This window comes from Yeosuana marina, assembly GCF_011762485.1.
Taxonomy (GTDB): Bacteria; Bacteroidota; Bacteroidia; order Flavobacteriales; family Flavobacteriaceae; genus Yeosuana; species Yeosuana marina.
The window spans coordinates 92869-108914 of record NZ_JAAKGI010000037.1 but is presented as its reverse complement, the minus strand read 5'-3'; the positions used below and the strand labels follow the sequence as shown (position 1 = coordinate 108914).

Annotated in this window: 18 protein-coding genes; 16 read left to right on the top strand and 2 right to left on the bottom strand. The window is 38.5% G+C overall.

The window, feature by feature from the left end; genetic code table 11:
- From G5V56_RS16230 to G5V56_RS16200, 7 genes are all read left to right on the top strand, one after another.
- Window positions 1-1971, top strand: a complete 1971-nt coding sequence (locus G5V56_RS16230) for a heavy metal translocating P-type ATPase (RefSeq protein WP_166967029.1) — start codon at window positions 1-3, stop codon at window positions 1969-1971.
- An 80-nt stretch (window positions 1972-2051) separates the two neighbouring features.
- Window positions 2052-2540, top strand: a complete 489-nt coding sequence (locus G5V56_RS16225; RefSeq protein ID WP_166967027.1) for an asparaginase domain-containing protein — start codon at window positions 2052-2054, stop codon at window positions 2538-2540.
- A gap of 5 nt (window positions 2541-2545) precedes the next feature.
- Complete coding sequence (locus G5V56_RS16220; RefSeq protein WP_166967025.1) at window positions 2546-3463, top strand: helix-turn-helix domain-containing protein; 918 nt, start codon at window positions 2546-2548, stop codon at window positions 3461-3463.
- A gap of 271 nt (window positions 3464-3734) precedes the next feature.
- Window positions 3735-4571 carry an RteC domain-containing protein gene (locus G5V56_RS16215; RefSeq protein WP_166967023.1) on the top strand — a complete coding sequence of 279 codons (837 nt, stop codon included), beginning with the start codon at window positions 3735-3737 and terminating at the stop codon, window positions 4569-4571.
- Window positions 4572-4870: 299 nt separating this feature from the next.
- Window positions 4871-5155, top strand: a complete 285-nt coding sequence (locus G5V56_RS16210; RefSeq protein WP_166967021.1) for a helix-turn-helix domain-containing protein — start codon at window positions 4871-4873, stop codon at window positions 5153-5155.
- Window positions 5156-5158: 3 nt separating this feature from the next.
- The gene (locus G5V56_RS16205; RefSeq protein WP_166967019.1) at window positions 5159-5911 is read left to right on the top strand and encodes a hypothetical protein; all 753 of its coding nucleotides are present in this window, start codon (window positions 5159-5161) and stop codon (window positions 5909-5911) included.
- Window positions 5895-6557 carry a P-loop NTPase family protein gene (locus tag G5V56_RS16200; RefSeq protein WP_166967017.1) on the top strand — a complete coding sequence of 221 codons (663 nt, stop codon included), beginning with the start codon at window positions 5895-5897 and terminating at the stop codon, window positions 6555-6557. Before G5V56_RS16205 ends, G5V56_RS16200 begins: the two co-directional genes overlap by 17 nt.
- A gap of 96 nt (window positions 6558-6653) precedes the next feature.
- On the opposite strand, the gene G5V56_RS16195 is transcribed toward G5V56_RS16200, so the two are convergent.
- Window positions 6654-7295 carry an N-acetylmuramoyl-L-alanine amidase family protein gene (locus G5V56_RS16195; protein ID WP_166967015.1) on the bottom strand — a complete coding sequence of 214 codons (642 nt, stop codon included), beginning with the start codon at window positions 7293-7295 and terminating at the stop codon, window positions 6654-6656.
- 189 nt (window positions 7296-7484) lie between these two features.
- Here G5V56_RS16195 and G5V56_RS16190 point away from each other — a divergent pair, with 189 nt between their 5' ends.
- Window positions 7485-7772: a hypothetical protein gene (locus tag G5V56_RS16190; protein ID WP_166967013.1), complete on the top strand. Its 288-nt coding sequence runs from the start codon at window positions 7485-7487 to the stop codon at window positions 7770-7772.
- A 19-nt stretch (window positions 7773-7791) separates the two neighbouring features.
- Here the strand turns inward: G5V56_RS16190 and G5V56_RS19170 are convergent, their stop codons facing one another.
- Window positions 7792-8043 (bottom strand): hypothetical protein, encoded by a 252-nt coding sequence (locus tag G5V56_RS19170; protein ID WP_166967011.1) that lies wholly within the window; start codon window positions 8041-8043, stop codon window positions 7792-7794.
- A gap of 2 nt (window positions 8044-8045) precedes the next feature.
- Here G5V56_RS19170 and G5V56_RS16180 point away from each other — a divergent pair, with 2 nt between their 5' ends.
- From G5V56_RS16180 to G5V56_RS16145, 8 genes are all read left to right on the top strand, one after another.
- A complete protein-coding gene (locus G5V56_RS16180; RefSeq protein ID WP_166967009.1) occupies window positions 8046-10448 on the top strand; it encodes a TraG family conjugative transposon ATPase in 2403 nt (800 codons plus the stop codon).
- A 4-nt stretch (window positions 10449-10452) separates the two neighbouring features.
- A complete protein-coding gene (locus tag G5V56_RS16175) occupies window positions 10453-11034 on the top strand; it encodes a conjugal transfer protein (protein WP_166967007.1) in 582 nt (193 codons plus the stop codon).
- Between the two features lie 2 nt (window positions 11035-11036).
- On the top strand, window positions 11037-11879 hold the full coding sequence (locus G5V56_RS16170) for a hypothetical protein (RefSeq protein WP_166967005.1): 843 nt from the start codon (window positions 11037-11039) through the stop codon (window positions 11877-11879).
- A gap of 12 nt (window positions 11880-11891) precedes the next feature.
- Window positions 11892-12506: a conjugal transfer protein TraK gene (locus G5V56_RS16165; protein WP_166967003.1), complete on the top strand. Its 615-nt coding sequence runs from the start codon at window positions 11892-11894 to the stop codon at window positions 12504-12506.
- Between the two features lie 33 nt (window positions 12507-12539).
- A complete protein-coding gene (gene traM / locus G5V56_RS16160) occupies window positions 12540-13469 on the top strand; it encodes a conjugative transposon protein TraM (protein ID WP_166967001.1) in 930 nt (309 codons plus the stop codon).
- 30 nt (window positions 13470-13499) lie between these two features.
- A complete protein-coding gene (locus tag G5V56_RS16155; RefSeq protein WP_166966999.1) occupies window positions 13500-14336 on the top strand; it encodes a DUF4138 domain-containing protein in 837 nt (278 codons plus the stop codon).
- A gap of 7 nt (window positions 14337-14343) precedes the next feature.
- Window positions 14344-14715: a hypothetical protein gene (locus G5V56_RS16150; protein WP_166966998.1), complete on the top strand. Its 372-nt coding sequence runs from the start codon at window positions 14344-14346 to the stop codon at window positions 14713-14715.
- 85 nt (window positions 14716-14800) lie between these two features.
- On the top strand, window positions 14801-15997 hold the full coding sequence (locus G5V56_RS16145; RefSeq protein WP_166966996.1) for an IS256 family transposase: 1197 nt from the start codon (window positions 14801-14803) through the stop codon (window positions 15995-15997).
- Window positions 15998-16046: the final 49 nt, after the last annotated feature.

Here is a 16046-nt window from a genome sequence, read left to right as displayed (position 1 = left end):
ATGAAAAAGAAAAAAGTAAACTTACGTGACTTAGAACCAAAAGAACACCAAGGCGAGCACAGTCACGACGATGGCCATAACCATAGTAGCCCTGAAGAAATTTCAAACTTCAGAACCTATCTGCCTGCAATTTTCAGCTTTGTGATGCTGATAGTGGGAATTACAATTGATTACTTTGATGCCTTTCCGTTTTTCAAAGGATGGATTCGCATTTTGTGGTACACAGTAGCATATATCCCAGTTGGATTTCCCGTGATTAGGGAAGGATGGAACAGCATCAAGAACGGCGATTTCTTTACTGAATTCTTCTTAATGTCAATTGCCACTTTAGGGGCATTTGCCATTGGCGAATATCCCGAAGGTGTAGCCGTAATGCTATTTTATGCTGTGGGTGAACTGTTTCAAAATGCAGCGGTTAACCGAGCCAAAAGAAACATTAAAGCTTTACTGGATGTAAGACCAAATGAAGCTTTGGTTTATCGTGATAACGATTTTGTTTCCGTAAATCCCGAGACCGTTGAGATTGGCGAAAAGATACAAGTGCGTGTGGGCGAAAAAGTACCGCTCGATGGTATTTTGCTTTCTGATAAAGGTTCATTTAATACCGCAGCCTTGACAGGCGAAAGCAAACCTGACACTATTGCCAAAGGCGATAGCGTATTTGCCGGAAGTATTAATCTGGATGGGGTAATAGAAGTCGAGACCACAAAAGAATTTAAGGATAGTTCCATTGCACGTATTCTTGATATGGTACAGAATGCAACTGCCAGAAAATCAAAGACCGAATTGTTCATTAGAAAATTTGCGCGGATTTATACACCAATCGTTGTATTCTTGGCAATCGGCCTGACATTCTTGCCTTACTTTTTTGTAGATGATTATGTGTTTAGAGATTGGCTATATAGAGCATTGATATTCCTTGTGATTTCGTGTCCGTGTGCGCTGGTTATTTCTATTCCTTTGGGCTATTTCGGCGGATTGGGTGCGGCATCCCGAAACGGTATTCTATTCAAAGGTGCATCTTTTCTCGATGCAATGACCAAAGTGAACACGGTCGTAATGGACAAAACCGGAACGGTTACCAAAGGGGTTTTCAAAATTAAGGAAATCAATTCCATCATATTTGAGGAAGCTGAGTTTATGAAATATCTGATGGCAATGGAAGAACAATCTACCCATCCTATTGCAAAAGCGATTCTCGAATACAAAGCAGACGGTTCGGATTATGAAGCGACTAATGTTTCAGAAGTTGCCGGAAAGGGATTGAAGGGTACAGTTAATGGGAAGACGGTGTTGGTAGGCAACAAAGCTTTGATGACTTCAAACAACATAGAAGTTCCTTCGGAAACGGATGGTATTGTGGAATCAATAGTTATGGTGTCCATTGATGAGAAATTTGCAGGTTACGTAACCATTGCAGATGAACTTAAGGATGATGCACACCAAGCTATAAAACAAATTAGGGATGCAGGAATTTCTAAGATTATAATGCTATCAGGCGACAAGGATTCTATTACGCAACAAGTTGCAAAAGAGTTAAACATTGATTGGGCAAAAGGTGGATTGTTACCTGAAGACAAGCTAAACGAAGTTGAAGAACTGAAGAAACAACCTGATACAAAAGTAGCATTTATTGGTGATGGTATCAATGATGCACCAGTTTTGGCCGCAAGTGGTGTAGGTATTGCGATGGGTGGTTTAGGAAGCGATGTCTCCATCGAAACTGCTGATGTTATCATACAGACAGACCAACCGAGTAAGATTGCAAGAGCGATTCAAATTGGTCGTTCAACTCGAAGTATCGTATGGCAAAATATTGGTTTGGCCTTCGGTGTAAAAGTAATAGTTCTAATTCTTGGTGCTGGTGGATTAGCAACAATGTGGGAAGCTGTTTTTGCTGATGTAGGTGTTGCTTTACTCGCTATTCTTAATGCCATTAGATTGCAGAAAATGAAGTGGAAGGATTCTTAGAGGCCTTACTCTGACTAAGCAAATAAAATAGTTTCAAATAAATTAATGTTATCTTTATAAGTGATAAGAAGTCTAAATCTATGATTCACATTCTCACAACTGGTGGTACAATCGAAGGGTTGGACTATATTGATGACGGTGGCATTACTTCATCCAATGTAGGTATTAAGGATTTTTTGGATAAGGCAAATATCAATTTTCAATATGATATCGAAAGTGTCTTCAAAAAAGACAGTCGTGCTATAACGGATGATGACAGAAAGCTATTGGCGAGCAAGATTAAGGAAACTAATGCGACTAAGATACTGATTACCCACGGCACTTTCACAATGGAAGATACCGCAAAATATATAGGAAAACTCAATTTGAATAAGACAATCGTTTTGGTTGGGTCTTTCATTTTAGGTTCATCTGCAGATACAGATGCACCGTTTAATTTAGGGTATGCAATTAGCTCACTACAGCTTCTAAAACCGGATGTTTATATTGCTATGAACGGACAAATTTTTAATTGGAACAACGTTTTCAAGAATTTAGAAACCAACAAATTTGAGCACAATGAGAAGTAGAATAAATGTTTGGTACAGCGATACATTGGACAACCTTTTTCTATCTATTAATAGATACGTTCATAGTATTGCTCACTATTTACTTTTCCAGAAAGAAAACGCGAAGTAGTCTAAGACGCTTTCTTTACCTTGGAATTTTGTTTGTAGCCTATAACGCAACTGGCGGTTTCCTACCAATTGACAACTTCCCAGGCCCTTTCATCTTACAATATATTATCACGTATGGTGTTGCTATAGCATTGTGCGTATATATCGTTTACTACCTCTATAAAGAATACGATATTGTTGTTTTGAAATTCAATTCGTCCATAAGAAACCTTGCTATACTCGCAAGCGTGAGTTTTGTGGTACTGTTTCTCATTCCGTACTTTTTGACAGATTCCCTTAATTCCGCTCGCTTTCTGTTTACCATACCAATATCCGTTATTGCATTTGTTTTTCTGTTTATTTTCTACCGTCGAATATCAAATCCAAGCAATCCAAATCCTTTCATATTGAGGCGAAACAAGCTTTCAATGGTAAGCGTTGCCAGTATAGCTTTTTTGCCTATTTGCACGGTCATTGGCGATTATCAATGGATAACTTTTACGGTTATGAACTTAGCTTTCTTTGCCATAACCGCAATTGAGGCAGATAGATACTTGTACTTTATAGAGAACAATAATAGAATGTATGAAGTGTTTGCGTTAAAGGAAAAACAACGTGACGAATCTATTGAACGAAAAATCATCTATGAAGATTTAACTCGTAGAGAGATAGAAATTGCCTTGTCGATATTGGGTAATTCAAGCTACCGAAATATTGCAAAAGACCTATTTATTGCCGAAAGTACCGTGTCAAAACACGCATCAAATATCTTTAAAAAGACAGGTGTAAAGAATAGGCGTGAATTTTTAAAACGATTCAGGAAAAAAAGTAAGTAAATTTAATTCTGTCTTAACCCACTATTTGCAATACTTCACAAATAATCCGTAGAAAAATACGGACTATTCCGTAATTATATACGGTACGTTTTCCTTGTACAATTACGAAGTAAAGTTACTTTAGTAAGAGTTCCCTAAAATACACCAATGAGCCACAAATTTTATGACACGTGACTTTCATTTATAACATTTTGCAGGACTATGACATCAACTAACCAATCGTATCAACTAAATCCCATTTCTATGGTTTCCAAACAAAAATTGCCTGCTTATGAATTCTCAAATACTATCAAAAAAACTACTTCAGGATCTGGATGAAATTAAAATTCAGAATGGAAGCATTTTAGAAAGTGCTTATAGTTCCATAAAAGCCTGCCGCAAATTACTGAGTGCCTACAAAAAAGAAATAATTGAGACGAAATTTAAGACGATTCAAGATGAAATAAATTTCTTCAAGAACACTAAGCAAGTTCCACTCATAAAACTCATCTATTTTTCAGAAATACATTCCTTTGAGATACAACTTCCAAAGGGCGATAAAGATGCGCAACTAAAATCGATTAAGAAAAAAATTAGTAAAATCAATCGGTTCTTCCTCTACAATATCGATTTTGGGCGTTATGTGAATTCCGGTGCTACCCATTTCGATAAGGAATACTACACACGAGATTACCTCGAAACATTCCACATCACAACTTCTAAATTTTATTTTCAAGACCCAGAGTTTTGTACACCGAGAGATATGCTACTCGGTAAATACATAGCTTACGATTTATTGGTAGTTTACTTGGATGAAAAAAAGCATCGGATTAGGAAAGGACTAAACGGCAAACTAAATGGCGTCAAGAAAATAGAAAAGATGGACTGGCCTTTTTCTAATACAGACTACGTGGAACTGGTTTACGCATTGTGTGCGAAAGGATTGGGCAAACAGGATAATCAAAGCATAATGCAAGTTTCAAAAAAATTACAACAGCTATTTGATATTGAACCAAAGGACATCTACAAAACCTTTCAGGATATTAAAAACCGTAAGAATAGCAGAACACTTTTTCTCGATGAACTTTCTACCTCGTTACTCATAGAAATGGACAAAAGCGAGGAATAACAGTCAAATTTTTCTCTTAAGAAATGACCGTACTACGGTTGACCTACGGTCTTTTGGTTTTTGAAGCCACTTTCATCTAATTTGGTGTGATTTAGCACACGATTTTCAATTCAGAACTCTCAGAACACTACAAAATCCATTAAATTTCAAGATGTTAAATTTTGACCGTAGTACGGTCGTACTGGGGAATAAAATCAAATAAACCTATTCAAATTTGTAGAACGAAAGTCAAATCAGGTCAGGGACTATCATTTAAAATCATAAACCAGATGGTCCCTTTCCATTAAAACCGTTCTATTATGCCGACAAGTATTATTACCACAGACGACCTTCGGGAATTCAAAATGGAATTGCTCGATGACATTAAAAAATTGCTTTCCAAACAAGCCGCTGGAAAGATCAAAAAATACCTCAAATCTTCTGAGGTTATGGACTTGCTTCAAGTTAGTCCGGGAACACTTCAAAACCTTCGCATCAATGGGACACTACCATACACTAAAGTGGGTGGTATTATCTACTATGATACAGAGGAAATTCAAAAAGTTATGGATGCCAACCGTGTGCACCACGGTCTAAACTCTTAAGCGATGAACTATATAAAGCTACTTAATGCGGCTTTTGAGAAGTTCTATTTTGATGACCGCCTTAATCCAACGCATATCAGCCTGTATATGGCGCTGTTCCAAGAATGGAATAGCTGTCGCTTTATGGATGAATTCTACGTTAATCGCAGGAATTTGATGCGTTGTGCCAAAATAGGCTCTAAGTCCACATATCATAGATGTATAGTCGAGTTAGATTCTTGGCAATACCTCTCTTATTTTCCTTCTAACAATCCATACAAAGGCAGCAAAATTAAGATGGCCATTATTGGGACAAGTGATGAACCAGTTGTGGGACAGTACAATCCCATATTAGAACAACTTGCGGAACAGTACCATCCCAGAGGTGTACCGCTTGAGGGACACCACCATCCCAAAAATGGACAGGTTGTGAACCTACACCGTCCCATAGATGGACAAGCATTGGTATCTAATACAAACAATATCAAACAAGAAAACTATATAAAACAGCCAAAGGGCTGGCAGGCCGTTTTTATTTTTTTTGAAGAAAAAGGTTTTGATGCTGATGAAGCAAAAAAATTCTATGAGCATTACCAAACCCGAAATTGGCAAACAGGCGATGGAAAAGAAATACGAGATTGGCGAGCCGTAGCCATCAACTGGATGGACAGAGCTGAAATATTCGACGAGGAAAACAAACCAAACAAAAAACAGGCGTCCCAAATCAAGGACAACTTGCGAACCACTAAAAACAAAGATTATGGACAACCCCTCTAAAATAACCGAAGGTGGCGTGGAATATTCGCTCGGAAAATTTGATGGCAAAAGTGTGCTCTACGATTTCCCAAAAATCTTGATTTACCTGAATGCCAAAGGCAAGCTGTTGTTTGGCGAAAAGTTTAGGATCTATGATGAAGACAAGGATATTTTGCTGAAGCTTTGTTCCTACTTCATCAAGGATAAAGACAACTGTGAGACTTATGGCATTGACATTGACAAAGGCATTCTACTTTCTGGACCCGTTGGGTGTGGTAAAACCAGTTTGATGAAATTGTTGCGCCATTTAGTTCCGTTGCAACGTCCTTATGAAATGATTCCTTGCCGGAATGTAACCTTTAGTTTTAACCACTTAGGCTTTAAAACTGTTGAAGAATATGGAAATACCAAATTCTATTGTTTTGACGATTTGGGTGTAGAACCGTCTGGTAGGTTCTACGGAAAGGACTTGAACGTGATGGGCGAAGTGCTCTTATCTCGATACGAGCTGTATCTACAAACCAAACATAAAATCAAAACACACGCCACAACAAACCTAAATGCTGAAGAATTGGAAGACCGCTATGGCAATCGTGTTCGCAGTAGAATGCGCGAACTGTTTAACTTGGTCGCTTTTGACACAAAGGCTGGGGATAAGAGGAAGTAATTCAGCTTCTGAAGGATTTGTATAACAAAATCACTTCGGAAATAAATTGCAGTATAATGTCCTTCAAACTCTTCGTTAACTCTAAAAAAATATCTTTCATAATTTTATGGATTGTTGAATGGATAATAATATTGATAATGCGATGCGTTCCATATTGTTGTTATCTGAAATATAGCTGCCTTCATCTTTATTGCTCAAAAAACCCAATTCCAATAGTATTGTGGCGCAACACTCAACAGTTTCCCGAAGTACCTGAAAGTTCGCAAACTTTACACCTCGACTTTCATACCCTATTGCTTTACAAAGTGCGCTTTCAATTTGATAGCCCATAAAAACCGATGCTTTTGAGAATTCCTTTTGTTTTCTTGAAACATAAACCTCTATCCCTCTCGCATTTGGATTTTCAGAATGGTTGCAATGCAAGGACACAAATAAATTCGCTTTTAATGCTTTGGCCAGCTTAGTTCTTTGCGATAAAGAAATTAGTGTATCACTATACCTGGTTAAATAAATATCCAAAGGCTTTTCCAATTCATTATTTAACCTCAAAATTTCATTTGCAATGGACAAAACAACATCCTTTTCTTGGATGCCATTTATGCCAATTGCACCAGCATCTTTTCCACCGTGCCCAACGTCAATTATTATTCGTTTTTGAGCACTCGTTTCTTGTCCAAAAATGACACACATTTTTAGAACCAAAATCACAAAACTGACGTTTTTGAGCACTTTTTTCATTTTCAGTTTTCGGGTTATCAACAACTTCCCTTCAAAATTCCATAGAATTTGATGTCAATTAATAACAACGGAATTCAATCAATATCAAATAATATTTTATTCACAAATATTTGATTTTCAGTTATTTATGTTCAAATATATGTAAATTTCCAATAACGAAAATGAACTAAAAATTTAAACTTTTCCGTTATGAAAAAATCACACTATTTAGCATCCATTCTTTCACTATTATACACTTCGCTTTTTGCTCAAATTGGTGGCATTGAAGATTCAGTTAATGATGTTGGCGACACTATCCGTACTATTTTTCCAATACTACTCGGTGTAATCTTTCTTGTAGGTTTCCTGTTCAACGCAGGACATTTTTTTGGGGAAAATGCAGATTTAAAAAAGGGGATTACCCGAGTTTTAGTATTTGTATTGATTGCAGGTGCAGTAGTCGGAATCTTTACTTACCTAATAGGAATCGTAGTGTAAAGATGAAGCGCTTCGAGGTCTATAAAAACATCAGGAAAAGGGCGGTCATTTTTGGGCTGCCCATTTCCCTGTTTGCCTTAATGATGGTTTCCATTTTGGCTTCGTTGCTCATCATCATCTTCTCATTCAGCTTTATGATGATAATAGGTGTGTTGGTATTCAATGCTTCCCTATATGTTGTGCTGACAAGAATAGCCCACAATCCGCAACTGTTCCAAATGGCAAAGGCATTTCCGCAAATCATTAGTAACAAAAGAAATTCTGGCTTCAATTATGAATAAGATTAACCTTTCGGCATATCAACCCATTGTAGATATTCAAGACAATATCGTATTTGCCAAAAATGGTAATGTTATTCTGTGCTATAAAGGTAATCTACCAGAAATCTATTCCTTATCTGATAAGGATTTTGAGGATATGCACGGTGCTTGGTTTCAGGCGTTGAAGTCATTGCCTGTTGGAACCGTGGTTCATAAACAGGATATCTACCTCAAAAAATCATATACTTCAGAACAACTTCCGAATTCAACCTTTTTGGAAAAGGCTACCCACGAGCATTTTAAAGGTCGTGGACATATCGAACATAGCTGTTATTTGTTCTTCATCTTGACCAAAAATAAGGCACTCAACAATCCCAAGTATGTCAACCCATTCAGAAAAGTTTCAAAGGGAATCGTACAGGAACTGGATGACAATATCAAGAGCTTCGCCAACTCGGTAAGTGATTCCGTTTCCTTCATCAACAATAGCCGAAAGATGGAATTTATTTCGCTTAAAGCGGAAGACATTCGGCAACTAACAGGTGCCTACTTCAATGGCTTTAATGAGGGTTACGATACCGATATTTTACTGGACAAAAAAAGGGTCAATATTGGCGAAAACCATTTTGATGCCCTGGCCATCAACAGCGAACTGTGCTTTGGCGAAAGTGTACAGAGTAGCAAAACCAATGAGAAATTCACTTCTGACGATTTTGTGTTTCATCAAGGGTTTATTGATGGCTTAGGGCTTACGCTTAATGAGAACCATATCGTCAATCAAATCCTATATCTGGATGACAAACAGAAGTGGCGCAAGATGCTCGATAAGAAAATCGAAGAACTCAACAAAAGTTCCAATTTCGGTTCGCAGAATAAAGTGGTGCTTGGCAAAATTCAACACATCCTTGACCAAATCAATGCTGATGACAATGCGAGAATCATTCGTGGTCATTTGAACATAGTGTATTGGGCAAAGGAAGCCAAAGAGCTCGATAAAATAACTTCAAAAATAAAAACAGAATTTAAGGAACTGGATATAATTCCATACTACCCGAGAGGCGAAGAACGTAAGAATTACATCCTAAATAGTTACTGTTGCTTCTCATCCAATTTCTCGAATAATGATTTATACGTAACCGATTTAAAACACGCGCTCTGCCTGTTTATCAATAATACCAACTACAAAAGTGATAACACCGGAATCATCTTTAACGACCGTGAACATAACATTCCTGTCCTGAAGGATGTTTGGGATGAAAAGAAGAAACGTATCAAGGCACGAAACTTTGCCATTTTTGCGCCAACTGGCGAAGGCAAATCGTTCTTAGCCAATAACATTTTGCGACAATATTTTGAAAGTGGCGTTCGACTGGTCATCATAGACTTGGGTGGCTCATACACTAAGTTTGCCAAACTCTATCCTGAAAAATACACGGTGCTTCGCTACGAAAGCGGAAAGAACTTAGGCATCAACCCATTTTACATAAGTGATACAAATGACCTTACACCCGAACGATTGGAAGACTTGTCGGTTTTCTTATTTGAACTTTTTGCCTCAGATTTAAAAGTTACGAAAGCACAATCAGTCTCGGTTAAAAAGATACTTCGGCATTATTACGATAGCACTTCAGAAAATCACTCTTTGGATGGTTTTTACAGCTTTATAGAAAGGAATCAGAAAGATCTTCTGGACACCTTAAAAATCCATCCCGACTACTTCAACGTTACCAGCTTTTTGCACGTAATGTCCGAATATGTCGGCGATGGTCTATATAGCTTCCTTTTTGAAGTAAGCGAAGACCAGACTTATAAAATTGAGGATAAGCGATTGATTGTTTTTGAGCTGGATGAAGTCAAGGACAATAAGGAAATCCTTTCCGTGATGCTCAAGCTCATCAAGTCCGCTATCCAACGAACCATTTGGAAAAACAGAGCTGAAAAGGGAATCATCCTTTTCGATGAATTTGCCAAGCAATTGAAGTTTGAAAACGTATTGGAAAGTGTAGAATTCTACTATCAAGCTATCCGTAAACAAAACGGTGCGATTGGTATTATTCTTCAGTCGATAAATCAGCTGCCCAACAATTCGACTTCAGCAAGTATTCTCGAAAACACACAGGTCATTTATAGCTTGAACAATGAAAAAGGCTATGACGAATTGGTCAAAAGGCTCAACCTATCCAGCCACGATTTAAACCAATTAAAGTCCATCAAAAACAACCTTTCCGGTTCGCGCAAGTACACCGAAATGTTTATCAAAATTGGTAGGGAAAGTAACATTTTCCGCTTAGAAGTTCCGAAGGAAGTCTATGCAGCCTACCTAACCGATGGACAGGAAAATGAGGACATAATGAAGCTCTACAACGAGCATCGCGATATGCAAAAAGCAATAATTCAATTCACATCTAAAACATAATATTATGAAGACAAAAATCAAAATTTTAATAATGACCGTAGCCCTGACCTTATTTATGTCGGGCAATGCCAATGCACAGGGAATGCCCACTTATGACAATACCAATTTTATCAGCTTGGTAAAACAGCTTATAGAATCAGGTAAACAGACAGCACAAATGATTAAGTCTGTGAAGTTCTTAAAAGATGCAAAAGAGGCCATTGAGAAAGTGTCAAGTGTTGTCCAGCAATTAAGGGCAGTTGAAGAAATTGGACAAAACAATCAGCGCCTTATCAACGTAATGCAAAACGATTTGCAGGATATTTTGAATTCGCCCTACATCAAACCAGATGAAGTTTCGAAAGTTATGGAATCATTTGATGCCATAGTTCAAAACTCATTGGATACGGTCGATTTTATTGATGAAGTCCTATCCAGCGATTATCTCAAAATGAGCGATGCCGAACGTGCAGAAATTCTAAAAGCAAAAGAGCTGGAATCAAAGCAAATGGTTTCCACCATCACAACAAAAACAAAACGCTATCGTGATATTATTTCCTTTAGAAAAATGCAGGATAAAGGCAATAACCGAGAAACTGAATACTAAAAATGACCGCGACCATTCTCTTAGGAATCGGGCTGGAATATATAGATACCGTTTTCCAGACCATACAGAGCAGCAACTTTTCGCAATATACTATTGCAGGAATGAAAACGCTTGCTGTCCTGTTTTTTCTGGTCAATATCCTTAAGAAATATAATGAAGGTATTGCTGATAAAGATGGCTATACTTGGGGATTGAGTCCAGGGGACTTGATGAAGAATTTTGCCATTGTCATATTAGTAATTTTCTCAACGCAGGTGTTAGGGTTTTTTGATGGGATATTGGTAGCCATCGAGGGGCAGTATAGGGGCACAGCACCTGCGTTATTACCATTGCAAATGCAGGACATTCCATTAGAGGAAGACGTAAGTCTTTTTGATGCCGCAAGTTCCGCAATGACGCTTCTATATGAAGCCTTGGTAACACCGTTATACGGTTTTAAAATATTGGCATTCATCCTAAGTACAATACTCTGGATATTGGATCTGTTCATTTATCCGCTATTCCTTGCAGAAAGATTCTTCCTTTTGGGAATTATGCAAGCCTTCTTTCCTTTGGTCATTAGCCTTGCAGTTTTTGAAAAGTTTCGTTCACTTGCTTATACATTCTTCAAATTGTATGCTGCTGTGTATATGTTAGTGCCGGCATTCTTTTTAGTCAATGTATTTGTTAACGCTATTTATACGGAAATCAACACCAATTTTTGGGTCAATTTATTTGGAACTGATACAGGTCAAGGCTTTTTTGCGCCTGTGGTTCAATTGGGTTCTGTTGCATTTATTGTTTTCCTGAAATTCAAACTGTATAAACGTGCCACGTCCTTTACACTCAGATTATTTACCGCCTAAATCAGATTAAATATGAAAACACCATATAAGAATATTTACAACGTCCTAAAACTGAATCGGTTTATCGTTTTGGCAGTCGTTGTCTGTGCATTGCTGTCCAGTACATTTTCAGTTTGGATGGTATTCAACACCAATCAAAAAGCGCTCAATAGTGCTTTTGCAATCAATACAGATGGCAGTATAATTCCCCTGAAGCTCGTAACTCAAAAAGAGAATTTTAGAGTTGAAGCTTTGGCACATTTGGATTTGTTCCACAACTACTTCTATAACATCGATGCCAGTAATTATGAACGTAATCTTGAAAAAGCATTGTGGTTGGGTAACAGTTCCGTGGACAATCTCTATCGCCAGAAAAAGGCCGATGGTGTTTACAATAGATTACTTCAGTATTCCTTGGTTCAAAAAGTACTGAGTATCGATTCGCGGATAACCGAAAACAATGGCTCGTATAGTTTTACAACCACGACCATTTTTGAAATCAATAGAGGATCAATCATCGACACTTATGAATTGGTTTCCAGCGGAAACCTGATTATGGTTGACCGAAATTTCCCGAACAATCCGCACGGATTGTTGATTACCAACTATTTCGAGAACACCTTAAAGAAAATATCAGATGAAAATTGAAAGCCGATAATCGGCACTTAAAAACTCACTCTTATGAAAGTAGAAAAAAACAAGATAGTATTTGCAGCGGTATTGGCCGTGATTTTCATATTCCTGATTTCCTATTCCGTGATGGTAATGGGCGATGATGAAAGTGAAACTGAAAACCTTAAACATACCTTAGTGCCAGATTTGGAAGAAGACCAAAAAGAGTACGATTCCAAATTGGATGCGATTAACGACTTGAAGAAAGTACGTGAAAACAATGCGCCAAGCATCTATGATGAAAAACTAATCGATTCCTTGGGATTTTACGACCCAGATCTTCCAGAACGCGAAAAAGAACGTATCGTAGATAGCATCTATGAAGCGGGTAAGATTCAATATTCAGAAAAGCGGTACCAGAATTTGGGCCAGAAAAGAACTGTTCGCAAAGCGGTCTCAAAAATTGATTCTACTGAAGTAAAAAGAGAACGAAAAATTGAAGCCAAAGAATTAAGCTTGGAACATCAATTATTCTTTTCCGCTTCCCCAAAACCCAATGAAGTTTCAATAATCGGTAATACAGATGAAACTATATACGTGGTAGTAGATGGCGACCAAGTGGTAAAAGCGAATACCAGATTACGAATGCGCCTGACCAAAACTGCTACAATCAATGGTAAAGAAATGCCTAAGAACACACCCATTTTCGGTTTCATCAGCTTTCAGCCCAATCGGGCGCTAATCGAAATTGAAAACATAAAGCACCATCCTACAAAACTCAAAGCTTTTGATTTATCTGATGGTAGTGAAGGTATCTATGTACAGAACAATTTTAGAGCAGAAGCCACCACCGAAGTTCTCGACGATATTATTGGCGACATCAACATACCTACCGTTCCGCAAGTAGGTGGCGTTACAAAAGTACTAAGACGAAGTAACCGCAACTTAAAGGTTACTGTCCTGAACAATTACAGATTAATCTTAAAACCGAAATTATGAGCCCATAATGGGCATTTAAAACGCACTCTTATGAAAAAGTATATCATTATTTTAGCGCTTATTATTGTTTCCACTTTCGCGAAAGCGCAACAGAAACCAACACCACTTGATACAATCTATGCCAACGACACCAAAAACGTTGCGCTATTCTTTCCAGAGCCTATACGGCAAGGTATTACTGGTTCAGATAATTTTGTATTTACCTACAATCGTGAAAAAGAGCAGTATTTTGGGCTTCTTCAGGCAAAGCCTGGGAAGGAAAGTAATTTGCTGGTAGTCAACAGAAATGGTTCAATTTTTTCGTATATTGTAAGGTATAAAAAACAGCTATCTAAGCTCAATTATTTCATTCCGCTATCCAATAGTATCGGTAATGAAAAACCGATTTTAACTGATTCGACGCTTGTTGAATCTTCTGAAGAACTTGTAGATAATAAAACCTATTATTACCAAAAATTCTGCTCGTATCTTCTCAATAGAAAACAGCGTATTGGTCGGATTAAAAAGCGAAATGAAGGTATTGTGTTAAGTGTTGAGAATATTGTTTTTGATAAGGAAGAACTCTACTTCGTTATCCAGATTGAGAATAATTCTTCGTTGGATTATGATTTGAATTTCTTGAACCTTTCCATTGAAACAAGACAAAAAGGGAAAAGAAAATCGTTGCAACGGCTCTATCAAGAACCGATATATAAACATAATCTGCCATCTAAGATTAAGGAAAATGAAATGGCTCGATTCGTTTATGTGTTGCCCAAATTTTCATTATCTAATGACCGTAGGGCAATTTTGGAATTGAATGAAAAGGATGGCGAAAGAAATATAGAAATGAAACTATCACACAGATATATCAATAACCCAAATTAATACTGTTATGAAAAAAATTGTTGTTTTCTCGCTCATAGTACTGTTCCTTTCTTGTGCTAATTCCGAAACTAAAATTTCGGGACCAAGTGCTACAGCCCAAATTGTTATTGAAAGCTTTTATGAAAAGGATGAGGAAGCTTTAAAAGCTAACTCAACACCACAAGCATATTCTAACTATATGAATACTATAAATATGTTTAATGCTACGGTAAAGGATGATTCCAGATTTACTGTTTTGCAGGATACAATTATGGGTGACGTGGCTTGGGTAAAATATACCACAGCTTATGATAAAACGCCTGGTGTTTTTAAACTGGTCAAACAAAATGGCAAATGGTTGGCGGATGCGAGAGGCTCAAAGGATAAATCGCCTTTTTAAGGACTATCCCATAAAGTGTGTAAATAGAAAATAGCGGGGGCATGCCCCCGCTATTTTTTTGTTTAATTTTAAATATTTACACCTTATGAAAAAAGAGGAATTGTTCAACGACGATTTTTTAAAGCAGTTCAAGACCGGGGACGAGCTCAACGGTTTTCTGAAGCAACTGCAGAAGCGCGGCATCGAGAAGATGCTCGAAGGCGAGCTTGACGGCCACCTGGATTACGAAAAACACCAAAGGAAAAAAGGCGACAACTCCCGTAACGGCCATTCCAAAAAGAAGGTGCGCACCTCCTTCGGCGAGTCGGAAATACAGGTGCCGAGGGACCGGGACGCCTCCTTCAACCCCATGATCGTACCCAAACGGGGCAACATGGTCGACGGCATCGAGAACGTGATCGTATCGCTTTACGCCAAGGGAATGAGCAACAGTGATATTGAGGAACAGATTCGCGAGTTCTATAACTTCGATGTATCCACATCCACCATATCAAGGATCACCGAAAAGGTCTCGGGCGACATTGTCGCATGGCAGAACCGTCCTTTGGAACCGGTCTACCTGATCGTATGGATGGACGGCATCGTGTTCAAGGTGCGGGAGAGTTCCAAGGTCATCAACAAGACCGTCTACGTGGCCGTAGGGCTGCGCAGGGACGGGAAAAAGGAGGTGCTCGGTCTCTGGCTCGGCAAGAACGAATCGTCGGCCTTTTGGATGTCAGTGCTCACGGATGTCAAGGCCCGTGGCACGGAGGACATCCTGATCACCGCCACCGACAACCTGAACGGGTTCACCGATACCATCAAGAACGTGTTCCCCGAATCGAAGACCCAGATATGCGTGGTCCACCAGATACGAAATGCGTGCAGATATGTGGTCTGGAAGGACAAAAAGGCCTTCACCGCCGACATGAAGCATATCTACAACGCCCCGAACCAGAAAGCGGCAAGGGCCGCCCTTGAGGACTTTGCCGAGCAATGGGAAGGAAAGTACTCCTATGCGATAAAGAGCTGGAGGGACAACTGGGACGAGCTTACCGTGTTCTTCGAGTTCCCACTGGAGATACGAAAGATCATCTATACCACCAACCTTATCGAGAACCTGAACGGGAAGATCAGGAAGTATACCAAGAACAAACTGTCGTTCCCGACAGATGATGCGGTGATGAAATCCGTATATTTGGCGACCAGGGAGGCCACCAAGAAATGGTCGATGCCCATCAGGAACTGGGGCATAATCCTAAACCAGTTCCTTACTATCTATGAAAAAAGGGTCCGACTTTAGATAAAAGTCAAACCCCTGTTATTTTTAACTTACACAGTTATTGGGATAG

Excerpts from the sequence above, each read along its gene's own strand:
- G5V56_RS16230 (WP_166967029.1), top strand. The coding sequence starts at position 1 with ATGAAAAAGAAAAAAGTAAACTTACGTGACTTAGAACCAAAAGAACAC.
- G5V56_RS16205 (WP_166967019.1), top strand. The coding sequence starts at position 5,159 with ATGAACTATATAAAGCTACTTAATGCGGCTTTTGAGAAGTTCTATTTT.
- G5V56_RS16225 (WP_166967027.1), top strand. The coding sequence starts at position 2,052 with ATGATTCACATTCTCACAACTGGTGGTACAATCGAAGGGTTGGACTAT.
- G5V56_RS16190 (WP_166967013.1), top strand. The coding sequence starts at position 7,485 with ATGAAAAAATCACACTATTTAGCATCCATTCTTTCACTATTATACACT.
- G5V56_RS16215 (WP_166967023.1), top strand. The coding sequence starts at position 3,735 with ATGAATTCTCAAATACTATCAAAAAAACTACTTCAGGATCTGGATGAA.
- G5V56_RS16195 (WP_166967015.1), bottom strand. The coding sequence starts at position 7,295 with ATGAAAAAAGTGCTCAAAAACGTCAGTTTTGTGATTTTGGTTCTAAAA.
- G5V56_RS16180 (WP_166967009.1), top strand. The coding sequence starts at position 8,046 with ATGAATAAGATTAACCTTTCGGCATATCAACCCATTGTAGATATTCAA.
- G5V56_RS16150 (WP_166966998.1), top strand. The coding sequence starts at position 14,344 with ATGAAAAAAATTGTTGTTTTCTCGCTCATAGTACTGTTCCTTTCTTGT.
- G5V56_RS16170 (WP_166967005.1), top strand. The coding sequence starts at position 11,037 with ATGACCGCGACCATTCTCTTAGGAATCGGGCTGGAATATATAGATACC.
- G5V56_RS16155 (WP_166966999.1), top strand. The coding sequence starts at position 13,500 with ATGAAAAAGTATATCATTATTTTAGCGCTTATTATTGTTTCCACTTTC.
- G5V56_RS16145 (WP_166966996.1), top strand. The coding sequence starts at position 14,801 with ATGAAAAAAGAGGAATTGTTCAACGACGATTTTTTAAAGCAGTTCAAG.
- G5V56_RS16220 (WP_166967025.1), top strand. The coding sequence starts at position 2,546 with ATGTTTGGTACAGCGATACATTGGACAACCTTTTTCTATCTATTAATA.
- traM (WP_166967001.1), top strand. The coding sequence starts at position 12,540 with ATGAAAGTAGAAAAAAACAAGATAGTATTTGCAGCGGTATTGGCCGTG.
- G5V56_RS16165 (WP_166967003.1), top strand. The coding sequence starts at position 11,892 with ATGAAAACACCATATAAGAATATTTACAACGTCCTAAAACTGAATCGG.
- G5V56_RS16175 (WP_166967007.1), top strand. The coding sequence starts at position 10,453 with ATGAAGACAAAAATCAAAATTTTAATAATGACCGTAGCCCTGACCTTA.
- G5V56_RS16210 (WP_166967021.1), top strand. The coding sequence starts at position 4,871 with ATGCCGACAAGTATTATTACCACAGACGACCTTCGGGAATTCAAAATG.
- G5V56_RS16200 (WP_166967017.1), top strand. The coding sequence starts at position 5,895 with ATGGACAACCCCTCTAAAATAACCGAAGGTGGCGTGGAATATTCGCTC.